The sequence below is a fragment of the Thioalkalivibrio sp. AKL7 genome (assembly GCF_000381705.1).
GTDB lineage: Bacteria > Pseudomonadota > Gammaproteobacteria > Ectothiorhodospirales > Ectothiorhodospiraceae > Thioalkalivibrio > Thioalkalivibrio versutus.
In genome coordinates this window covers 113577-130063 of the sequence record NZ_KB906949.1, presented here as the reverse complement: position 1 = coordinate 130063, position 16487 = coordinate 113577, and the positions used below count along the sequence as shown (strand labels likewise).

The following is a 16487-nucleotide window of genomic DNA, read 5'->3' as shown; positions in this document are numbered from 1 at the left end:
GTTTTCGGAGAGACGTCATGGCAATACATGAAAAAGCACTGATCGAGGACGAACGACTCCAGCAGCACGACGAGCTGGTGGTCGACGGGGTGGATGTTTCCGGTCACTGGAACACCATGATTGCCCCGCGCACCGTTCGCGATTACGACGACGATTTCGAGACGAAGATTCAGACCTACACGGGTGCGGAGAATGTGCACCGCTGCTGGCAGTGCGGGTCCTGCACCAACTCCTGCACGATGTACGCGCAGAATGTGCAGTTCAATCCGCGCTACTGGATCTACCTGACCCGCCTTGGCATGAAGGAAGAGCTGGTCAAGGACAAGGACATCATCTGGCAGTGCGTGTCTTGCAACAAATGCACGAACATCTGCCCGAAGGACGTGAAGCCGGAAGGCGTGATGAAGGCGCTGGCGCACTGGATGGAAGAGGAAGGGATCACAGAAAAGACCCCGTCCAGCATCTTTGATGAAGAGTTCGCCGATCAGATCTACAAGACCGGCCGCATCGAAGACGGCAAGGTGATGCAGAACTTCTTCAAGAAGACTGGCCAGCCGCTTCTGCAGGAATGGCTGAAGGTGTTTGTCTTCCGCATGATGAAGCACCTCCCGGTGAAGCACCTGATGGCGATGGGCTTCAACACGATTCATACGCCGCGCACCAAGTCCTGGGGCAAGACCGGGGACGTGCTGAAGAGTTACGTGCGCGAACAGAAGGAGGCCGCTCATGGCTAAGGTTGCTTACTATCCGGGTTGCGCACTTGAGGGCTCCGGTGGGCCGTATGACCGCTCCACCCGTGTGCTGGTGAAGGCGCTGGGTCTCGAGATGGAAAACCTGCGCGACTGGAACTGCTGTGGCGCGATGGAGGTGAAGAACGTTCACCCCATGCTGCAGACCTACCTGTCCGCACGGAACATGGCGATCGCCTCCGAGCAGATGGGCATGGACACCGTGATGGCCCCCTGCAACGGCTGCTATCACAACCTGAAGAAAGCCGAGTTCGAAACTGCCACGTCGGAAGACGCGATGAACACCGTGCAGGATCTTGCGCGTCAGTCGGATGACCCGGTCTACAGCGGCGACGTTCGCACCCTGCACCTGCTCGAGTGGCTGATGGAAGAACTCGGCCCGGAAGGCATCAAGCAGAAGATGACCAAGAGCCTGAACGGTATCAAGGTCGCGAACTACTACGGCTGCATGTACACCCGTCCGCGCCAGATCTTCCCGGAGAAGGACAATGGCCCGGGCTCCGACTCCAGCTATCAGCCGCACTTCATGGATGACCTTCTGGGTGCCGCGGGTGCCGTGAACGTCGAGTATCCGTTGAAGACGTCCTGCTGCGGGGGTGCGCACACGTTGTCCGATTCCGATACCTCGACCCAGCTGGTGCTGAACCTGCTGCAGTCGGCGGAAGACTCCGGTGCGGAAGTGATCGCCACCGAGTGCCCGACCTGCCACTCCGGTCTGGAGATGCACCAGGTGCGTGCCGAGACCGAGTTCGGCATCAAGACCGATGTGAAGGTGTTGTACTTCACCCAGTTGCTGGGTCTGGCCATGGGCCTGTCTGCGCGGAAACTGGGCATTCACGAGAACGTGAGTGATTCGATTGGCCTGTTGAAGGAGAAGGGGGTCATTTGATCCCTGGACCCATGCCCGGCATGGCCCATCGATGAGTTTGGAAGACGGGCGCCTGGCGCCCGTTTTTTTGTGTAGGCACGGGTCCCCGCGGTCCCGGGAATGAGGCGAAACATGGATTGCAACGGCTGCGAGTTTCACCCTGAACTGTTCTACGACGACGAATTCCAGATCTGGCTTCGTCGCGAGGACGACGACACCCTGACCGTGGGGATGACCGACCTGTCGCAGACGATTGCGGGCAAGATCATCCACGTGCGGGTGCGGCGGCCGGGTACGCGGCGACCGCCGGGCAAGCCGGTTGCCACGATCGAAAGTGGAAAATGGGCGGGTCCGATCCCCAACTTCATCGACTGCAAGATCGTCGAGGGGAACGAGGAAGTGCTGGAGAACCCGGTGCTGCTGAATTCCGATCCCTACAATGCCTGGATTGCCCGAGTCGAGCCCACCAACGGGATCGAGGCCGCGCTGGAGGTGTTCCTGACCGGGGACAAGGCCGAGGAAGGCTACTGCAAGCGGGCCAAGGACGATGACATCCAGTGCCAGCGCAAGCTGCGGTGAGCGGGACCATGGCGGATATCGACAACGATTATTACCTGGACAACGACGAACAGACGGTCGTGATCATCATGACCTCGGGTCCGTCGACGCCCGGCCGTTGCGCCACGCCGTTCTATCTCGGCGCGGTGATGGCCTCGATGGATGTGGACGTGCACATCTTCTTCACCATGGAGGGCGTGCGCCTGATGGAGCAGGGTGTAGCGGATGATCTGCGGGCCATGGAAGACGGCAAGCTGATCAAGGACTTTATCCAGGACGCAAAACGTGCAGGCGTGCGCTTGCACGTTTGCCAGCCCGCTCTGCCGGGGTATAGAATCGACGCGTCTTCGGATCTCATCGACGATGTCGATGAAGTGAATCGGGCGAGCGAGTTAGCCGACCTGATACTACGCAGTGATAAAACGATAACGTTTTAATTTTCCCGCTTTATTTGAATATTCCTGGAGGAAGACATGGGTGCAGTTCGGGGTTGTGATATTCCGGAAGATCTGATGTACAACGTTGAAAACAACGTTTGGGTGCGCAAGGAAAGCGACGGTACCGCCACCGTCGGTCTGACGTCCTACGCCTGTTCGCTGGCGGGCACGATTGTGTCCTACACCCCGAAGAAGGTCGGCAAGACGGTCAAGAAGGACAAGTCCTGCACCACCGTCGAATCCGGCAAGTGGGTGGGTCCGGCGAAGACCCCGGTCACCGGTGAAGTCACCGAGACCAACGACAAGGTTGCGGGTAACCCGGGCCTGATCAACGAAGATCCCTACGGCGAAGGCTGGCTGATCAAGCTGAAGCCGGAAGACTGGGATGGCGAAATCGGCGATCTGAAGACCGGTTCCGACGCCCATGCGGCCTTCGAAGCCAAGATGGAAGCGGACGGTTTCGGCGGCTGCTAAGCCCCGATCCGGTCCGGGCCGCTGACCCGTTGCGGTTAGCGGCCTCTTTTTTTCGGTAATACCCGAGTAAAACCTTCAAGAAATGCGCCGACCCGGAGACCGCCGATGATAAGCTGGAACGATGTAATCCAGCGGGTAGAGCCCCTCGAGGACGTCCCCGTCGATCCGTTGCTGGTTGATGACCTCCAGCATAGCCTGCAAGACGCCGGGGATCCGGGTTCGGTGCACTTTTATACCCCGACCTTCAAGTCCTACCAGTCCAGCGAGCTGGCCGATTGTGGCAAGAGTGCGTGGCCTGCGATGTCCATCACCGGTGGCGATTGCAAGCTGGCCTGTGATCACTGCAAGGCGAAGATCCTGGACCCGATGATCCCCGTCCGCACCCCGGAGGATCTCTGGCGCCAGGTGAATGGCGTGATCGAGTCCGGCGCCCAGGGCATGCTCCTGACCGGTGGCTCGAATCATCGCAACGAGGTCGAATACGACCCGTATTACTCCACCATCCGGCGCATCAAGGACGAGTTCCCCGAATTCCGCATTGCCATGCATACCGCCCTAGTGGACGACGACATTGCGCTGTCCATGGAACAGGCGGGAATCGATGCGGCGATGATGGACGTCATCGGTGCCCAGGACACCATCACGCAGGTCTATCACCTGCGGCGCAGCGTGGACGACTTCGAGCGCACGCTCGAAAGCCTGGTGAACACCAACATGAAGGTGGTCCCGCATATCGTGATCGGCCTGCACTACGGCAAGCTGCTGGGAGAATGGAATGCGCTCGAGATGCTGGCGCGCCACCTGCCGGACGCCGTGGTGCTGGTGGTAGTCATGCCGTTCTACGCGCCGGCCAGTCGCCCGTTCGAGACCCCGGATGTGCATGCTGTAGGCCGCTTCTTCCACGACGCCCGCGCACGCCTGGGTGATACCTCGCTGCTGCTGGGCTGCGCCCGTCCGCCGGGCGAGGCCAAGAGCCAGATCGACAGCTATGCCGTCATGGCGGGCCTGTCCGGGATCGCTCACCCGGCGGAAGGGGTGGTGGAGCTCGCCGCGCGCCTGGGCAAGAAGGTGCGCGTGACTCCGGCCTGTTGCTCGATCGCTGTCGGTGACGAGGTGATGGCCGAAGACGCCGGCGCCGCCAGTGGCGTCGAACTGGACCTGGACACCATCGTGGCGGAGGAAGCCCGGCGTCGCGAGCAGGAGCGCAAGGCGCGCCAGGGCCTGGGCGGCATTCGCATCGTCACCGAGGGGGGCGAGGTTGCAGCCGGAGGTGGATGTCATGCCTGAGCGCGACCAGACGGCCCTGCGCATCCTCGACACTGGGCTGCGCCCGGCCGCCGAGAACATGGCGTTCAACCGCGCCCTGCTGGAATGCCATCAAGAAGGCGCATCGCCGCATACCCTGCGCTTTTTGCAGTTCCAGCCCTGTGCCCTGGTGGGGTTCCACCAGAACGTGGACCAGGAGATCAACACCGAGTACTGCCAGAAGAACGGCATTGCCATCCAGCGCCGCATCACCGGCGGTGGTGCGATCTATTTCGATGCCACCCAGCTCGGTTGGGAACTGTATCTGGACAAACGCTTTCTCGGTTCGGCCGACATGGCGCAGATTGCCGCGCGGATCTGCAACGCAGCGGCGGCCGGCATGCGTTCGCTGGGCGTGGACGCGCAGTTCCGCCCGCGGAACGATATCGAAGTGGATGGTCGCAAGATCTCCGGTACCGGCGGCGCCTTTGACGGCGATTCGATCATGTACCAGGGCACGTTGCTGATCGAGTTCGATGTCGAGGACATGCTGCGCATCCTGCGCATTCCGGCGGAGAAGCTTTCCAACAAGGCCATCGAGTCCGCGCGCGACCGGGTAGTGAACCTCGCCACGCTGCTCGACGAGATGCCCGCACTGGACGTGGTCAAGGGGGCCATTGCGCGCGCCTTCGCCGAGGAGTTCGGGGTGCGCACCGAAGCCGCCGGCCTGCTCCCGGAAGAGCGCCGCGCCTTCGACGAGGCGCTGGCCGACATCGATACCGAAGAGTGGGTGTATCAGCGCAACCGTCCGGCGACCGATGCCCCAATGTTCGAGAGCATCTCCAAGTCCGATGGCGGGCTGATGCGGGTGGGCGTGGCGTTGGACCCGGAGCGCAAGCGTCTGAAGCAGCTGTGGATTACCGGGGACATCTTCGTGAAGCCGGCCCGCACGATCGCCGATCTCGAGGCGGCCCTGCGGGATACGCCGCAGGCGGAGATGGAAGAGCGCGTGCGCGCCTTCTTCGCCGAGCGCGACGTCGAGATGCTCCAGCTGAGCGCGGATGACTTCATCGCCGCGATCCAGTCGGCGCTGGCGCAGGCCGAGGTCGAAGCGGTCGCGGAATGATGAACGGAACACGAGGTTTTCGCTAATGCTGCCCGCCGCGGTGGATGTGCTGGTCGTTGGTCTGGGCCCGGGCGGGGCCTCGGCCGCGCGTGTGTGTGCCGAGGCCGGGTTGTCGGTGCTCGCGGTCGAGCGTAACAAGGCCTTCGGCGAGCCGGTGCAGTGCGCCGAGTTCATCCCCAACCCGATGGGCGCGTACGCGCAGCCCGACGGCGTGTTGCTGCAGCGGATCGACGCGATGCAGAGCTTCCTGCCCTCCGGCGCGGTGGAACATTCCGACTTCCCGGGCCTGATGGTGGATCGTGGCGAGTTTGATCGCGCCATCATCCGTGCCGCCGAGGCGAACGGGGCGCAGCTGGTGACCTCGACTCCGCTGGTGGCGGTGGACGCGGAACGTCATACCGCCCGGGTGAAACACGCCGGTGCCGAACACGAGATCGGCTACCGCGTGCTGATCGCGGCCGATGGGCCGCATTCGCCGGTTGCCGAGTCGCTGGGCCTGCCGGCCCTGCCGACGGTGCAGACCCGCCAGTACACCGTGCCGCTGAACAAGCCCTACACCGCCACCGATGTCTGGCTGTCCGATGACTACCCGGGCGGCTACGCCTGGCTGTTCCCCAAGGGCCAATGGGCCAATCTCGGTCTGGGCGCGGACAAGCGCATTGCCGGTGACCTCAAGGCGCCGCTGGAATCCCTGCATGCCCAGCTGGTCGAACAGGGACTGCTGGGCGAGGAGATCCGCTACCGCACCGGCGGGTCGATCCCGGTCGGCGGCCTGCGCGACTCGCTGGTGGCGGGAGACGTGCTGTTCGTCGGCGACGCGGGTGGTCTGACGCACCCGATTACCGGTGCCGGTATTGCCGCCGCGGTGGTTTCGGGCGAGGCCGCCGGCGAGGCCGCGATCGGCCACCTGGAGGGCGACGCCGAGGCCCTGGCCGACTACGACGAGGACATGCGCGACCAGTATGGGCCGGCGCTGGATCGCGCCTGCGAGCGGCGCGCCTTCCTCAACGAACACTGGCGAACCCCGCGGGCGCAGGAAGATGTCACTCAGCGCCGCGGATGGATTGCATTTTCCGAGTATTTCAACGATGGTGACCGGGCCGCGTAATCGGCCCCGGTCGACGGATGCCTGGCATCCCCGAGACAACGCTGGAGGAATTCCATGAGTGCAAGTGCAGAGGAGATGGTCGCGCCGATCAACTTTTATCGGCCCGACTATCACATCAAGACCCCGGACATGCGTTCGCCGGAGTACGTGCAGATGTCCACCGCGGCCGCGATCACGCTGGGCCTGGTGCCGGGCACCATGCATCGCACGTCCTGCACGCACTGCCTGAACCTCCTGGTCACGTACCCGGAAGGCTGCCGTGCCAACTGCTCCTACTGCGGCCTGGCCCGCCACCGCGAGGAATCGCGGGATTACGCCGACCGCAACTTCATCCGCGTCGACTGGCCGACCGCCAAGTACGACGAGGTGATCGAACGCGTGAAGAACCACGCCGACGGCGGCCAGTTCGAGCGCATGTGCATCTCCATGATCACCCACCCGAACTCCGACGCCGACACCGTCGAGCTGCTGGAGCGCTGGGTCGCCGAGGTCAACCATATCCCGGTGTCGATCCTGTCCAATCCGACCACCATGAGCTATGAAGACCTCCAGCTCCTGCGCGACAAGGGGGCGGACATCTTCACCGTCGCACTGGACGCGGTGACCCCGGAGATCTTCGAGCGCACCCGCGGCAAGGCGGTCGAGAGCCCGCATAGCTGGGACAAGTACTGGCAGTCCATCGAGTGGGCCGCCGAGATCTTCGGTCCGGAGAAGTTTGGCGCGCACCTGATCTGCGGCATGGGCGAGACCGAGGAAGAGATCCTGCAGGTCTGCCAGCGCATCCGTGACCTGGGTGGCCACAACCACATGTTTGCCTTCTTCCCGGAAGAGGGCTCGCTGATGGAAGACTGGAACCCGGTCCCGCGTGACCAGTGGCGCCGCGTGCAGCTCGGCCGCTTCGTCATCGACTACGCCGGTGGCCGCATCGACGACATGAAGTTCAATGCCGACGGCCAGGTGGTGGACTTCGGTCTGCCGCAGGCCGAGGTGGAAGGACTGATTGCCTCCGGCAAGCCGTTCCAGACCTCCGGCTGCCCCGGCAAGTCGGACGAGGAGGTCTCAGCCTGCAACCGCCCGTATGGCGATTCCAGCCCGACGGACATCCTGTCCTTCCCGTTTGCGCTCAACTCGACCGATGTCGGGTTCGTCCAGCGGCAAATGGCCGGGGAGGATGTCGGCACCTTCGACTTCGACGCCGACGAGGCGGAAGACGAGAAGACAGCCTGAAATCGATAGTGGTAGTATCCAGCGAAAGCCCCGGCACCCCCGGGGCTTTCGCACGTCAGGGGATCAATAAGACTTTTTGAATATTCAGGTTTCGAGCGGGGTTATCAAGGCCATTCGTCCGAGTGCCCTTGAACACACCTGCCGAAAAACTCGCGCCACGGTCGGTCACCGTGACGCGGGCCGTGGGAACACCACCAAGACCGGACCGGCGGCGATACAAGGGGGCCGCGCGGAACCGGGGTGTTCGCGCAACACAACAAGAAGACCACCAAAGGAGATAAAAGATGGAAGCACGCTTCATTCGCCGCAGCCTGGTGACGATCGCGGTCGGCCTGGCCATGGGCTCCGTCGGCGTCGCGCACGCCACCAACGGCTACTTCGCCCACGGCTACGGCACCAAGGCCAAGGGCATGGGGGGCGTCGGCATGGCGATCTCCCAGGATTCCTACGCCCCGGGCATCAACCCCGCTGGCATCGCCGGCATGGAAACCCGCATCGACGGCTCGTTCGCCTACTTCCGCCCCGAACGTTCGGTCACCTTTGAAAATCAGATGGGAGCCATGACCGTCGATTCTGGTAGTGAAGACTTCTTCATTCCCTCGTTCGGCTACGTGCAACAGATCGATCAGAACCGCTCCTGGGGTATTGCGCTGCTGGGCAATGGCGGCATGAACACCGATTATCCCGGCTACATGACCGGTAATGCGGAGTGTGACCAAGGGGGGGGCGGGATCTTTTGTGGAGGCCCGGCTGGAGTGGACCTGGAGCAGCTGGCGATTATCCCGACCTACGCTCAGCAATCGGCCAACGGCGGTTTCAGCGTTGGCTTCAGTCCGATTATCAGTTACCAGCGATTTAGTGCGAAGGGTCTGGGGGCGTTTCAGGGGATGAGCAGCGACCCCGACAACCTCACTAACAAGGGGACGGACACTACTTGGGGTTACGGCGCGCAGATTGGTTTCCAGGCTGAACTTGCCGAGACCGTGACTTTGGGCGGTAGTTATCGCACCAAGATTCGCAACAGTGAATTTGATGACTACAGTGGTCTCTTTGCAGACGGCGGGAGCTTTGATATCCCATCGACCCTGGGTCTGGGCATTGCCGTTGACGTAACCCCGAGTATTACGGTTTCCGCAGACTACACGCGCATCAATTATTCCGAGATTGATTCGATTTCCAACTCGAGCATGACCGGTATGCCCTTCGGCGCCGAAGGTGGCCCCGGTTTCGGCTGGCGCGACATCGGGGTATTCAAGATTGGTGCCCAGTTCGAAACGGCCAACGACTGGACTTGGCGTGTGGGCTACAACCGGGGACAGAACCCGATCCATGCACGTGACGTAACGCTCAATATCCTGGCGCCGGCCGTGATGGAAGATCACTTCACCGCCGGATTCACCAAGGCATTCGGTCAGCATGAGCTGAATTTCGCGGCCATGTATGCTCCGAGCAAGAGTGTATCCGGGGCACACATGATGCAGCCGGGAACGGACGTGAAGATCGAAATGGAACAGTACGAGCTCGAGATCGGGTACGCGTACCGGTTCTGATCGGGAGGCTCGGGGCGGTCGTCTGACCGCAGCGGGCCTCGGTGTTGTGCGCCCGGGAGGGGCGCCCGGCCTTGAGGGGAAGGCCGGATCCGCCGGGGAGGGCGGGTGACCCCGAGGTTCGTGACGCACTGGGGGGTGCGTTCCGGGCCCTTCTTCCTGCCGAGCATTCCGCTCGAACCTATTAGTGAATTCAAAGGAGGATGCCATGCGAGCAATCCACGCCTTGCGCGGGAGCGTCCGTGCGGTCGGCATGGTCGCGGCGGTTGCGCTGTTCGCGGCGAGCCAGACCGTGGCGGCCGATACCTATCGCCCGTTTGTACTGGCCTACACCGGATCGGGGACCGATGTCTCCGGCGAGGCTGCCAGTGTGCGGGAACGCCTGGAGGGGGCCGATTTCCGGTTCCTGGGCGAATACCCCGTCAGCAATGACCGACACGTGGTCGTGGTCACCCACGATGACCTGCTGTCCGTCGCGGGCTCGGAGGAGCGGGGTGGCTATATCGCCCCGATCCGCGTGGCCGTCACCGCGGTCGATGGCGAGTTGCAGGTGAGCTACAACAACCTGGAGTACTTCCGTCACGCCTATCGCCTGGATCGTCCGGTAACGGGTGTCGCCAACCGCCTGTCCAGCACCCTGGGTGCCGAACGCGAGTACGGTTCCGAGGACGGGTTGAGCGAACGTGATCTCAGTCGCTATCGCTATACCTTTGGCATGGAGCGCTTTGATGCCCCGTACGAGCTGGCGAGTCATGGCTCCCGGCGGGCGGCGCTGAGCGAGCTGGATGGCAATCTCGCGTCCCGTGTCGCCGGGGTCAGCGAGGTCTACCGGGTGGACATCCCGGGGCAGGACGTCACCGTGATCGGCGTGGCCGTGCGCGAGGCCGACGGGGCCGCCCAGGACTCGGCCGACCTGCACCAGCTCGGCATCGTGGATGTGGGCGAGTTCCGCCATACCGCGACCGTGCCGCTGGAGATCATGGTCCGCGGGGGCGAGGTGGAGGCGCTGCACATGCGCTTCCGCAAGGCGCTGCATTTCCCGGATCTGCGGATGCTGGGGGACAACAGCTTCATGCGTCTGCGCAGCTCGCCCGGCGCGCTGGAGGAGACCCTGAAGGCGGTCGCCGGCTTTGAGGAACCGGAGGACAGCGGATTCGAGTGGTAACCCCGCTATAATCCGTACGCGCCACGGAACGGCGCAAGGGGTGGCGGAATTCCCGCGTACCCCACTCAAGAACCCCGGTCTGCCGGGGTTTTTTTACGGCCCGGGCACGCAGTTGTTTTATGCTCCCGCAACACTCGCGGCAGGATGCACATCCATGAAATCGATGAAGATCGCCAATATTGGCGAGATCCGCAACGAACTCAACAAGTACAAGAAGGGCAAGAAGCTCGATATCCATCAGTTCAACCAGGTCGCGCGCCTAGCCTGGCTCGGCAAGATCGTGATGCAGCCGCTGGACCTGGAAGATGCCGAGTGCAAGTCCTTCCTGGTCTACATCCAGGAGCCGGAAGAGCTGGCCGCGCACTTTCTCGATACCGACCAGGAGCTGTCCGGCGGCATCCATATCATCGATGGCGAGCAGGCCATGGCCATGGTCGAGATCATGCGCAGTGGGGTCGAGGAACGCGCCAAGCTGTACGAGGACCTCTCGCGCAGCGACTTCTATTTCCGTTACTTCTACCAGCCCGGCCAGGAGGACAAGGCGGACGATCCCGCTGCCGGCCAGGACAAGACCGAGGGCTGACACTTGGTCGCATCGACGGTGACCCCGGAGTGGATCGACGCCGGGGCTCGCTCCGCCGAGGAACTCCACGCGCTGTATGCGGGGCTGGCGAGCATGACCTCGCCGGACGCCCCCCCGCGCGTACTCTGGACGCACGCCCGCGAGCCACATATATCGGTCGGCGCCAGCCAGGATGCCGCGTCCGATCTGGACCTTGCGGCCTGTGCGGAGCAGGGCGTCCCGGTGGTGCGGCGCCCGCTGGGCGGTGGCTCGGTCTGGGTGGATGCCGATCAGGCCTGTTTCTTCCTGATCCAGCCGCGTCATGTCCTCGCTCGGGGGCATCGCCACTTGTTTGCCATGGGCCTGGGCATTGCGATGGATGTCCTGCGCGAGCTTGGGCTGGAGGGCGTGGAGGCGCGGGGTCAGGATGTCTGGGTCCAGGGGCGCAAGATCATGGGTACCGGCGCGGCCACGCTCGACGAGGGCTGCGTGTTCGGGGCCAGCTTCCTGCGGCACTTCCCGGTCGAGCGTTTTCTCGCCTGTGTCCATGCCCCTAGCGAGGGCTACCGCGACTGGCTGCGCCCGGCGCTGGAGACCGGCATGACGGATTGCGCCCGTCAGTGCCCGGAGCCGCCCGAGCCCGCGCAGGTCGAGGCCGCCCTGCGCGCGGTCCTGGAGCGCCGTTTCGGCGTGCCGGTGCGGGTGATCGAGCCGGACCGAGACACCATCGAACAGTGGCTGGCGGCCGGGCGCGAGGAGCTCGAGGATCTGGCCGACGGGCAGGGGTCGCCTGCGGTGCGCGACGGGATTCGGGTGAACCGCGACAACCACGTGTTCGAGACCCGCGGGGCCTGTGGGCGCCTGCGCCTGCACGTCGAGGGCTCGCACATCGCACGGGTCTGGTGCGAGGACCCGGCGACCACCGCCATCCTCGAGGAGCACCTGGTTGGCGAGTCTCCGGAGCGCCTGCGCGTGCGCTCGCGCCTGAATGGCCAGCTCGACGCCCGCATGGTCGACGAGATCAGTGCCCGCATCGACGGGCTCTATCGCGGAATCGCGGCGGCCTGACCCGCCCATTTCGTTACCCACGAACGCCGGAGATGCCCTATGTCCGAACCGACGATCGAACGCCGCCTGGAGAAACGCGTCATCCTGATGACGCAGGATGCCGGCTTGACCGAGCACATGCAGGCCCAACTGCCGCAGGGCTGGCAGTTGCACCGGGTGACCGACCTCGATGAGCTCGGTCCGTGGAACGAGATCCTGCTGTATCGCTTCCTGCTGCTGGATCTGGAGGAGATCGAGGCCTTCGACCCGCTGGACGTGATCCGGATGCTGCGCATGGAATACCAGATCAATCTTCCGGTATTCTGCTTCGGCGGGGATCAGGACATCCAGGACGAGATGCGCCTGGCCCGCGCCGATCGTTTCTTCGGGCGCGACGAAATGATCGACAAGCTTCCCGAGTTCATTCGCCAGTACGACTGGTAACGGGCCCCGGTCCGGCCCGAGGGTCGGACGCAGCGTTACAGGGAGATCGTGGCATGGAACCCATCATCCGGGTGCGCGAGTTGTACAAGGTCTTCGGGCCGAACCCGCAGGAAGGCCTGCGCCTGATCGAGGACGGCCTGGACAAGGACACCATCTTCGAGCGCACCGGCAACACGGTGGGCGTGAAGGACTGCAACCTCGATATCGCCGAGGGCGAGATCTTCGTGGTGATGGGGCTGTCCGGATCGGGCAAGTCCACCCTGGTGCGTCTGCTCAACCGCCTGATCGAGCCCACTGCCGGCACCGTGGAGGTCCGTGGGCGTGACGTCACGCGCATGAGCCAGCGCGATCTGATCCGGCTGCGCAGCGAGGATCTGGCGATGGTGTTCCAGTCCTTCGCCCTGATGCCGCACAAGACCGTGATCGACAACGCCGCCCTCGGCCTGGAGATCGCCGGGGTCGGCCGCGCCCGCCGCCGTGAACGCGCCCAGGAGGCGCTGGACCAGGTGGGTCTCAAGGCCCATGCCCGCAGTTATCCGGATGAACTTTCCGGCGGCATGCAGCAGCGCGTGGGCCTGGCCCGTGCGCTGGCCACCGACCCCTCGATCATGCTGATGGACGAGGCCTTCTCGGCGCTGGATCCGTTGATCCGCACCGAGATGCAGGACCGCTTGCTGGACCTGCAGCGCGAGCAACGACGTACGGTCGTGTTCATCTCCCACGATCTCGACGAGGCGATCCGGATCGGGGATCGCATCGCCATCATGCAGGGTGGCGAGGTAGTGCAGGTCGGTACGCCGAAGGAAATCATCACGCACCCGGCCAACGAATACGTGCGCTCGTTCTTCCACGGCGTGGACATCACCCAGGTATTCCAGGCCTGCGACATCATGGACAGCGAGAACATCCCGGTACTGGATGCCGATACCACGGCCGGTGAGGCGCGCAACCGCATTGCCCACGTACCGGGTAACGAGGCCGTGATCGTCGATGCCGGCGGGCGCTTCCAGTCCGTCGTCCAGGCCAAGCGTCTGGGCGAGCTTACCCTGGATCGCGCCGCCAGCGAGATCGCGGTGGAGGTGGAGCCGGTCCCCGAGGATACGGCGCTGGCCGACCTGCCGCGGCGCGCTGCGCAGAGCCCGGTATCCATCCCGGTGGTGGATGGCGAGGGCCGGTTCCGCGGCCTGGTAACCCTGCAGCGCCTGGTCGAGGCCCTGGACCGCAGCCGCAACGCGGCCGCCGCGAACGGAGATTACTGACATGGAGGGGCGCATCAATATCCCGGTGGGCGACTGGATCGAGAGCGGAGTCGACTGGATCCTCGATAACCTGGAGCCGGCGCTGGACGGTATTGCCTGGTTCCTGGGGCTGCTGACCAATTCCTTCGAGGGGGCCTTGCTCGCGATCCCCGCGTGGCTGCTGGTGCTGGTGCTGGTGGGGCTCAGCTGGTGGCGGGTCAGCTGGCGCTTCGGCATCTTCGCCATCGTGGCGCTGGGCCTGATCCTCGGGATGGACCTGTGGGAGCCCACCATCAAGACGTTGTCGCTGGTGCTGGCGGCCACCGCCGTGGCGCTGGCGATCGGTATGCCGGTCGGGGTCGCGATGGCGCGCAGCGACTGGCTCGAGGCCTCGATTCGTCCGGTGCTGGATCTGATGCAGACCATGCCTCCGTTTGTCTACCTGATCCCCGCCGCAATCTTCTTCGGGCTGGGCACGGTGCCCGGCGCGATCGCCACGGTGGTGTTCTGCATGCCGCCGGTGGTGCGTCTGACCAATCTCGGCATCCGGCAGGTGAATCGCGAGCAGATCGAGGCCGGGCTGGCCTTCGGTTGCAATCGGCGCCAACTCCTGACCAAGATTCAGTTGCCTCTGGCGATGCCGTCGATCATGGCCGGCATCAACCAGACCATCATGCTGGCGCTCTCCATGGTGGTGATCGCGTCGATGATCGGTGCCGGCGGGCTTGGCAACACCGTGCTCACCGGTATCCAGCGGCTTGATGTCGGGCTGGGGTTCGAGGGCGGCCTGGGGGTCGTGATCCTCGCCATCCTGCTCGACCGGATCACTCAGAGCGTAGGACTGCGGCGCAAGGCGAGCAGTTGACCGGCCCTCGCGTCGCGCTATCCGTTTCACTCGAAGGAAGGAGTAGCACGATGAACAAGACACTGACTTCAACCCTGCTGGGCGGCGTGCTGGCCGCCTCCATGGGCCTCTCCACGGCCCAGGCCGACGATATCCAGATTGGCTGGACCGCTTGGTCCGATGCCGAATTCGTGACCAGGCTGGCTGAACGCGTCATCGAGGACGAGATGGGCTACTCGGTCGATCTGATCCAGACCGATATCGCCCCGCAATACCAGGGCCTGGCCTCCGGCGACATCGACATGATGCTGATGGCCTGGCTGCCAGGGACCCATGCCGACTACATGGATCGTGTGGGGCAGGACGTGGTGAACCTGGGTCCTCTGTACGGCAACGCCCGCCTCGGCTGGGTGGTGCCGGACTATATCCCCGAGGACGAGCTTGGCTCCATCGAGGACCTGAAGAAGGACTCCGTGCGGGACAAGCTGAATGGCCGCATCACCGGGATCGACCCGGGCGCTGGCCTGACGCGGCTGTCGGAAGAGGCCATGGAGACCTACGGCCTGGATGGCTACAACCTGCAGATCTCCTCCGGGGCGGGTATGACCTCCGCGCTGGAACGCGCCATCCGTCGTGACGAGTGGATCGTGGTGACCGGCTGGAGCCCGCACTGGAAATTCGGCGCCCATGATCTGCGTTACCTCGAAGACCCGGAAGGGGCCCTGGGCAGCTTCGAACGGATCCATGCCCTGGCGCGTGAAGGCTTCGCCGAGGAGTACCACGACGTGGCGATGATGATCTCGCGTATGCACCTGGATCTCGAGGTCCTGGAAGACGCGATGTTCTACGCCCAGGAAAACTCCTACGCGGAGGCCGTGGATCGCTTTATCGAGGACAACCCGAAGTACGTGCAGTACTGGGTGACCGGCGTGATCGACTGATCACCGCAGGTCATGGCCATGCCCGAAAGCCCCGCTCCGGCGGGGCTTTCTTCGTCTGGGGCCCCGACTCCATTGTTAACCGCGAAGCGCACGAAGATACGAAGAAGGGCCAAGGCGATCACACCACGGAGGACACAAATCAGTACGCAGAAGCGCGATTAGGGGGCGGGCGACGGGTCGATCGGAACACCTTGTCGGCATTCTCCGGTCACCATGAAGACGCCCCTCCCTCGGCATCCCGGAAACCGCGCAGCGGTTATCCGGGATCGCCACTGCTGGAGATCACCCGGACGTCCGGGGGCTCGCCCGGGAGATCCCGGCTCTCCGCTTCGCTGCGTGCGGCCGGGATGACGAGGGGGTATGCGGCCGGGGATAACGAGGGGCATGCGGCCGGGGATGACGAGGGGCGTGTGGCAGGAGATGGCAAGGGACGGTTGTGGCTGGACCCGAAACGCGAAAGGCCCCGGACAGGTTGCCGCGGGGCCTTTCGCTGTTGCCGTCCCCGATGGAGCGGGGCCGCGCTAGCCGGACTGGATCAGCCGATCCAGGCGTGTTCCAGCACGTCGATGCGGACCTTCTCGTGGAAGGTCTCGCCATTGCCCTCGATCACCAGGTCGCCAATGCGGGTGCCGGCGGTGTCGTAGCTGAACTTGCAGTCGAAGGTGCCCGGCAGGGACACGCTGCCCTCGCACAGGGTCTCGCCTTCCACGGAGAACGAGCACTGGGCGCTGCCGGAGCCGTTCAGCACGGCCTGCAGCCGGAATTCCTCGTTGACCGGACGGCGGTAGAAGTTCGGGTCGCGGTTCGGGTTGTACTGCAGGTTGTTCAGCTTGACGAGCTTGACAAGTTTCATACCGGGTCCTCTATTGAAGCGCTGAATCCGAGTGACGGGCGCATCCGCAAGACC

Annotated in this window: 18 protein-coding genes; 17 read left to right on the top strand and 1 reads right to left on the bottom strand. The window is 63.9% G+C overall.

Annotated features, from left to right (window positions below; genetic code table 11):
• The first annotated feature begins 17 nt into the window (after positions 1-17).
• From G315_RS0105590 to G315_RS0105510, 17 genes are all read left to right on the top strand, one after another.
• Positions 18-734 (top strand): 4Fe-4S dicluster domain-containing protein, encoded by a 717-nt coding sequence (locus G315_RS0105590; protein ID WP_018144005.1) that lies wholly within the window; start codon positions 18-20, stop codon positions 732-734.
• Positions 727-1638 carry a CoB--CoM heterodisulfide reductase iron-sulfur subunit B family protein gene (locus G315_RS0105585; RefSeq protein ID WP_018144004.1) on the top strand — a complete coding sequence of 304 codons (912 nt, stop codon included), beginning with the start codon at positions 727-729 and terminating at the stop codon, positions 1636-1638. Before G315_RS0105590 ends, G315_RS0105585 begins: the two co-directional genes overlap by 8 nt.
• 111 nt (positions 1639-1749) lie before the next feature.
• Entirely contained in the window at positions 1750-2196 is a 447-nt protein-coding gene (locus tag G315_RS0105580) for a glycine cleavage system protein H (RefSeq protein WP_018168416.1), read from the top strand.
• Between the two features lie 8 nt (positions 2197-2204).
• Positions 2205-2612: a DsrE family protein gene (locus G315_RS0105575; protein WP_026181993.1), complete on the top strand. Its 408-nt coding sequence runs from the start codon at positions 2205-2207 to the stop codon at positions 2610-2612.
• A gap of 36 nt (positions 2613-2648) precedes the next feature.
• Complete coding sequence (locus tag G315_RS0105570; RefSeq protein WP_077276997.1) at positions 2649-3086, top strand: glycine cleavage system protein H; 438 nt, start codon at positions 2649-2651, stop codon at positions 3084-3086.
• 105 nt (positions 3087-3191) lie between these two features.
• Positions 3192-4373, top strand: coding sequence for a radical SAM protein (locus G315_RS0105565; protein ID WP_019612071.1), 1182 nt, complete (start codon positions 3192-3194; stop codon positions 4371-4373).
• On the top strand, positions 4366-5457 hold the full coding sequence (locus tag G315_RS0105560) for a biotin/lipoate A/B protein ligase family protein (RefSeq protein ID WP_019612070.1): 1092 nt from the start codon (positions 4366-4368) through the stop codon (positions 5455-5457). The genes G315_RS0105565 and G315_RS0105560 overlap by 8 nt, the downstream gene beginning before the upstream one ends.
• A 25-nt stretch (positions 5458-5482) precedes the next feature.
• Positions 5483-6565 (top strand): NAD(P)/FAD-dependent oxidoreductase, encoded by a 1083-nt coding sequence (locus G315_RS0105555; protein ID WP_019612069.1) that lies wholly within the window; start codon positions 5483-5485, stop codon positions 6563-6565.
• Between the two features lie 54 nt (positions 6566-6619).
• Complete coding sequence (locus G315_RS0105550; RefSeq protein WP_019612068.1) at positions 6620-7792, top strand: radical SAM protein; 1173 nt, start codon at positions 6620-6622, stop codon at positions 7790-7792.
• A 284-nt stretch (positions 7793-8076) separates the two neighbouring features.
• Entirely contained in the window at positions 8077-9342 is a 1266-nt protein-coding gene (locus tag G315_RS0105545; protein ID WP_019612067.1) for an OmpP1/FadL family transporter, read from the top strand.
• A gap of 205 nt (positions 9343-9547) precedes the next feature.
• Positions 9548-10504: a hypothetical protein gene (locus G315_RS0105540; protein ID WP_019612066.1), complete on the top strand. Its 957-nt coding sequence runs from the start codon at positions 9548-9550 to the stop codon at positions 10502-10504.
• Between the two features lie 154 nt (positions 10505-10658).
• The gene (locus G315_RS0105535) at positions 10659-11087 is read left to right on the top strand and encodes a hypothetical protein (protein WP_018143994.1); all 429 of its coding nucleotides are present in this window, start codon (positions 10659-10661) and stop codon (positions 11085-11087) included.
• Positions 11088-11090: 3 nt separating this feature from the next.
• Entirely contained in the window at positions 11091-12134 is a 1044-nt protein-coding gene (locus tag G315_RS0105530; protein WP_019612065.1) for a lipoate--protein ligase family protein, read from the top strand.
• 39 nt (positions 12135-12173) lie between these two features.
• A complete protein-coding gene (locus tag G315_RS0105525) occupies positions 12174-12557 on the top strand; it encodes a hypothetical protein (protein ID WP_019612064.1) in 384 nt (127 codons plus the stop codon).
• Between the two features lie 53 nt (positions 12558-12610).
• Positions 12611-13816 (top strand): glycine betaine/L-proline ABC transporter ATP-binding protein ProV, encoded by a 1206-nt coding sequence (gene proV / locus G315_RS0105520; protein WP_019612063.1) that lies wholly within the window; start codon positions 12611-12613, stop codon positions 13814-13816.
• 1 nt (position 13817) lies between these two features.
• A complete protein-coding gene (locus tag G315_RS0105515; protein WP_018143990.1) occupies positions 13818-14660 on the top strand; it encodes a proline/glycine betaine ABC transporter permease in 843 nt (280 codons plus the stop codon).
• 50 nt (positions 14661-14710) lie between these two features.
• Positions 14711-15580 carry a glycine betaine ABC transporter substrate-binding protein gene (locus G315_RS0105510; RefSeq protein WP_018143989.1) on the top strand — a complete coding sequence of 290 codons (870 nt, stop codon included), beginning with the start codon at positions 14711-14713 and terminating at the stop codon, positions 15578-15580.
• Between the two features lie 535 nt (positions 15581-16115).
• Here the strand turns inward: G315_RS0105510 and G315_RS0105505 are convergent.
• The gene (locus G315_RS0105505; protein ID WP_018143988.1) at positions 16116-16433 is read right to left on the bottom strand and encodes a hypothetical protein; all 318 of its coding nucleotides are present in this window, start codon (positions 16431-16433) and stop codon (positions 16116-16118) included.
• Positions 16434-16487: the final 54 nt, after the last annotated feature.

What these genes read in the sequence shown, in the direction of transcription:
- G315_RS0105590 (WP_018144005.1), top strand. Translation starts at nt 18, where the DNA reads ATGGCAATACATGAAAAAGCACTGATCGAGGACGAACGACTCCAGCAG.
- G315_RS0105585 (WP_018144004.1), top strand. Translation starts at nt 727, where the DNA reads ATGGCTAAGGTTGCTTACTATCCGGGTTGCGCACTTGAGGGCTCCGGT.
- G315_RS0105580 (WP_018168416.1), top strand. Translation starts at nt 1,750, where the DNA reads ATGGATTGCAACGGCTGCGAGTTTCACCCTGAACTGTTCTACGACGAC.
- G315_RS0105575 (WP_026181993.1), top strand. Translation starts at nt 2,205, where the DNA reads ATGGCGGATATCGACAACGATTATTACCTGGACAACGACGAACAGACG.
- G315_RS0105570 (WP_077276997.1), top strand. Translation starts at nt 2,649, where the DNA reads ATGGGTGCAGTTCGGGGTTGTGATATTCCGGAAGATCTGATGTACAAC.
- G315_RS0105565 (WP_019612071.1), top strand. Translation starts at nt 3,192, where the DNA reads ATGATAAGCTGGAACGATGTAATCCAGCGGGTAGAGCCCCTCGAGGAC.
- G315_RS0105560 (WP_019612070.1), top strand. Translation starts at nt 4,366, where the DNA reads ATGCCTGAGCGCGACCAGACGGCCCTGCGCATCCTCGACACTGGGCTG.
- G315_RS0105555 (WP_019612069.1), top strand. Translation starts at nt 5,483, where the DNA reads ATGCTGCCCGCCGCGGTGGATGTGCTGGTCGTTGGTCTGGGCCCGGGC.
- G315_RS0105550 (WP_019612068.1), top strand. Translation starts at nt 6,620, where the DNA reads ATGAGTGCAAGTGCAGAGGAGATGGTCGCGCCGATCAACTTTTATCGG.
- G315_RS0105545 (WP_019612067.1), top strand. Translation starts at nt 8,077, where the DNA reads ATGGAAGCACGCTTCATTCGCCGCAGCCTGGTGACGATCGCGGTCGGC.
- G315_RS0105540 (WP_019612066.1), top strand. Translation starts at nt 9,548, where the DNA reads ATGCGAGCAATCCACGCCTTGCGCGGGAGCGTCCGTGCGGTCGGCATG.
- G315_RS0105535 (WP_018143994.1), top strand. Translation starts at nt 10,659, where the DNA reads ATGAAATCGATGAAGATCGCCAATATTGGCGAGATCCGCAACGAACTC.
- G315_RS0105525 (WP_019612064.1), top strand. Translation starts at nt 12,174, where the DNA reads ATGTCCGAACCGACGATCGAACGCCGCCTGGAGAAACGCGTCATCCTG.
- proV (WP_019612063.1), top strand. Translation starts at nt 12,611, where the DNA reads ATGGAACCCATCATCCGGGTGCGCGAGTTGTACAAGGTCTTCGGGCCG.
- G315_RS0105515 (WP_018143990.1), top strand. Translation starts at nt 13,818, where the DNA reads ATGGAGGGGCGCATCAATATCCCGGTGGGCGACTGGATCGAGAGCGGA.
- G315_RS0105510 (WP_018143989.1), top strand. Translation starts at nt 14,711, where the DNA reads ATGAACAAGACACTGACTTCAACCCTGCTGGGCGGCGTGCTGGCCGCC.
- G315_RS0105505 (WP_018143988.1), bottom strand. Translation starts at nt 16,433, where the DNA reads ATGAAACTTGTCAAGCTCGTCAAGCTGAACAACCTGCAGTACAACCCG.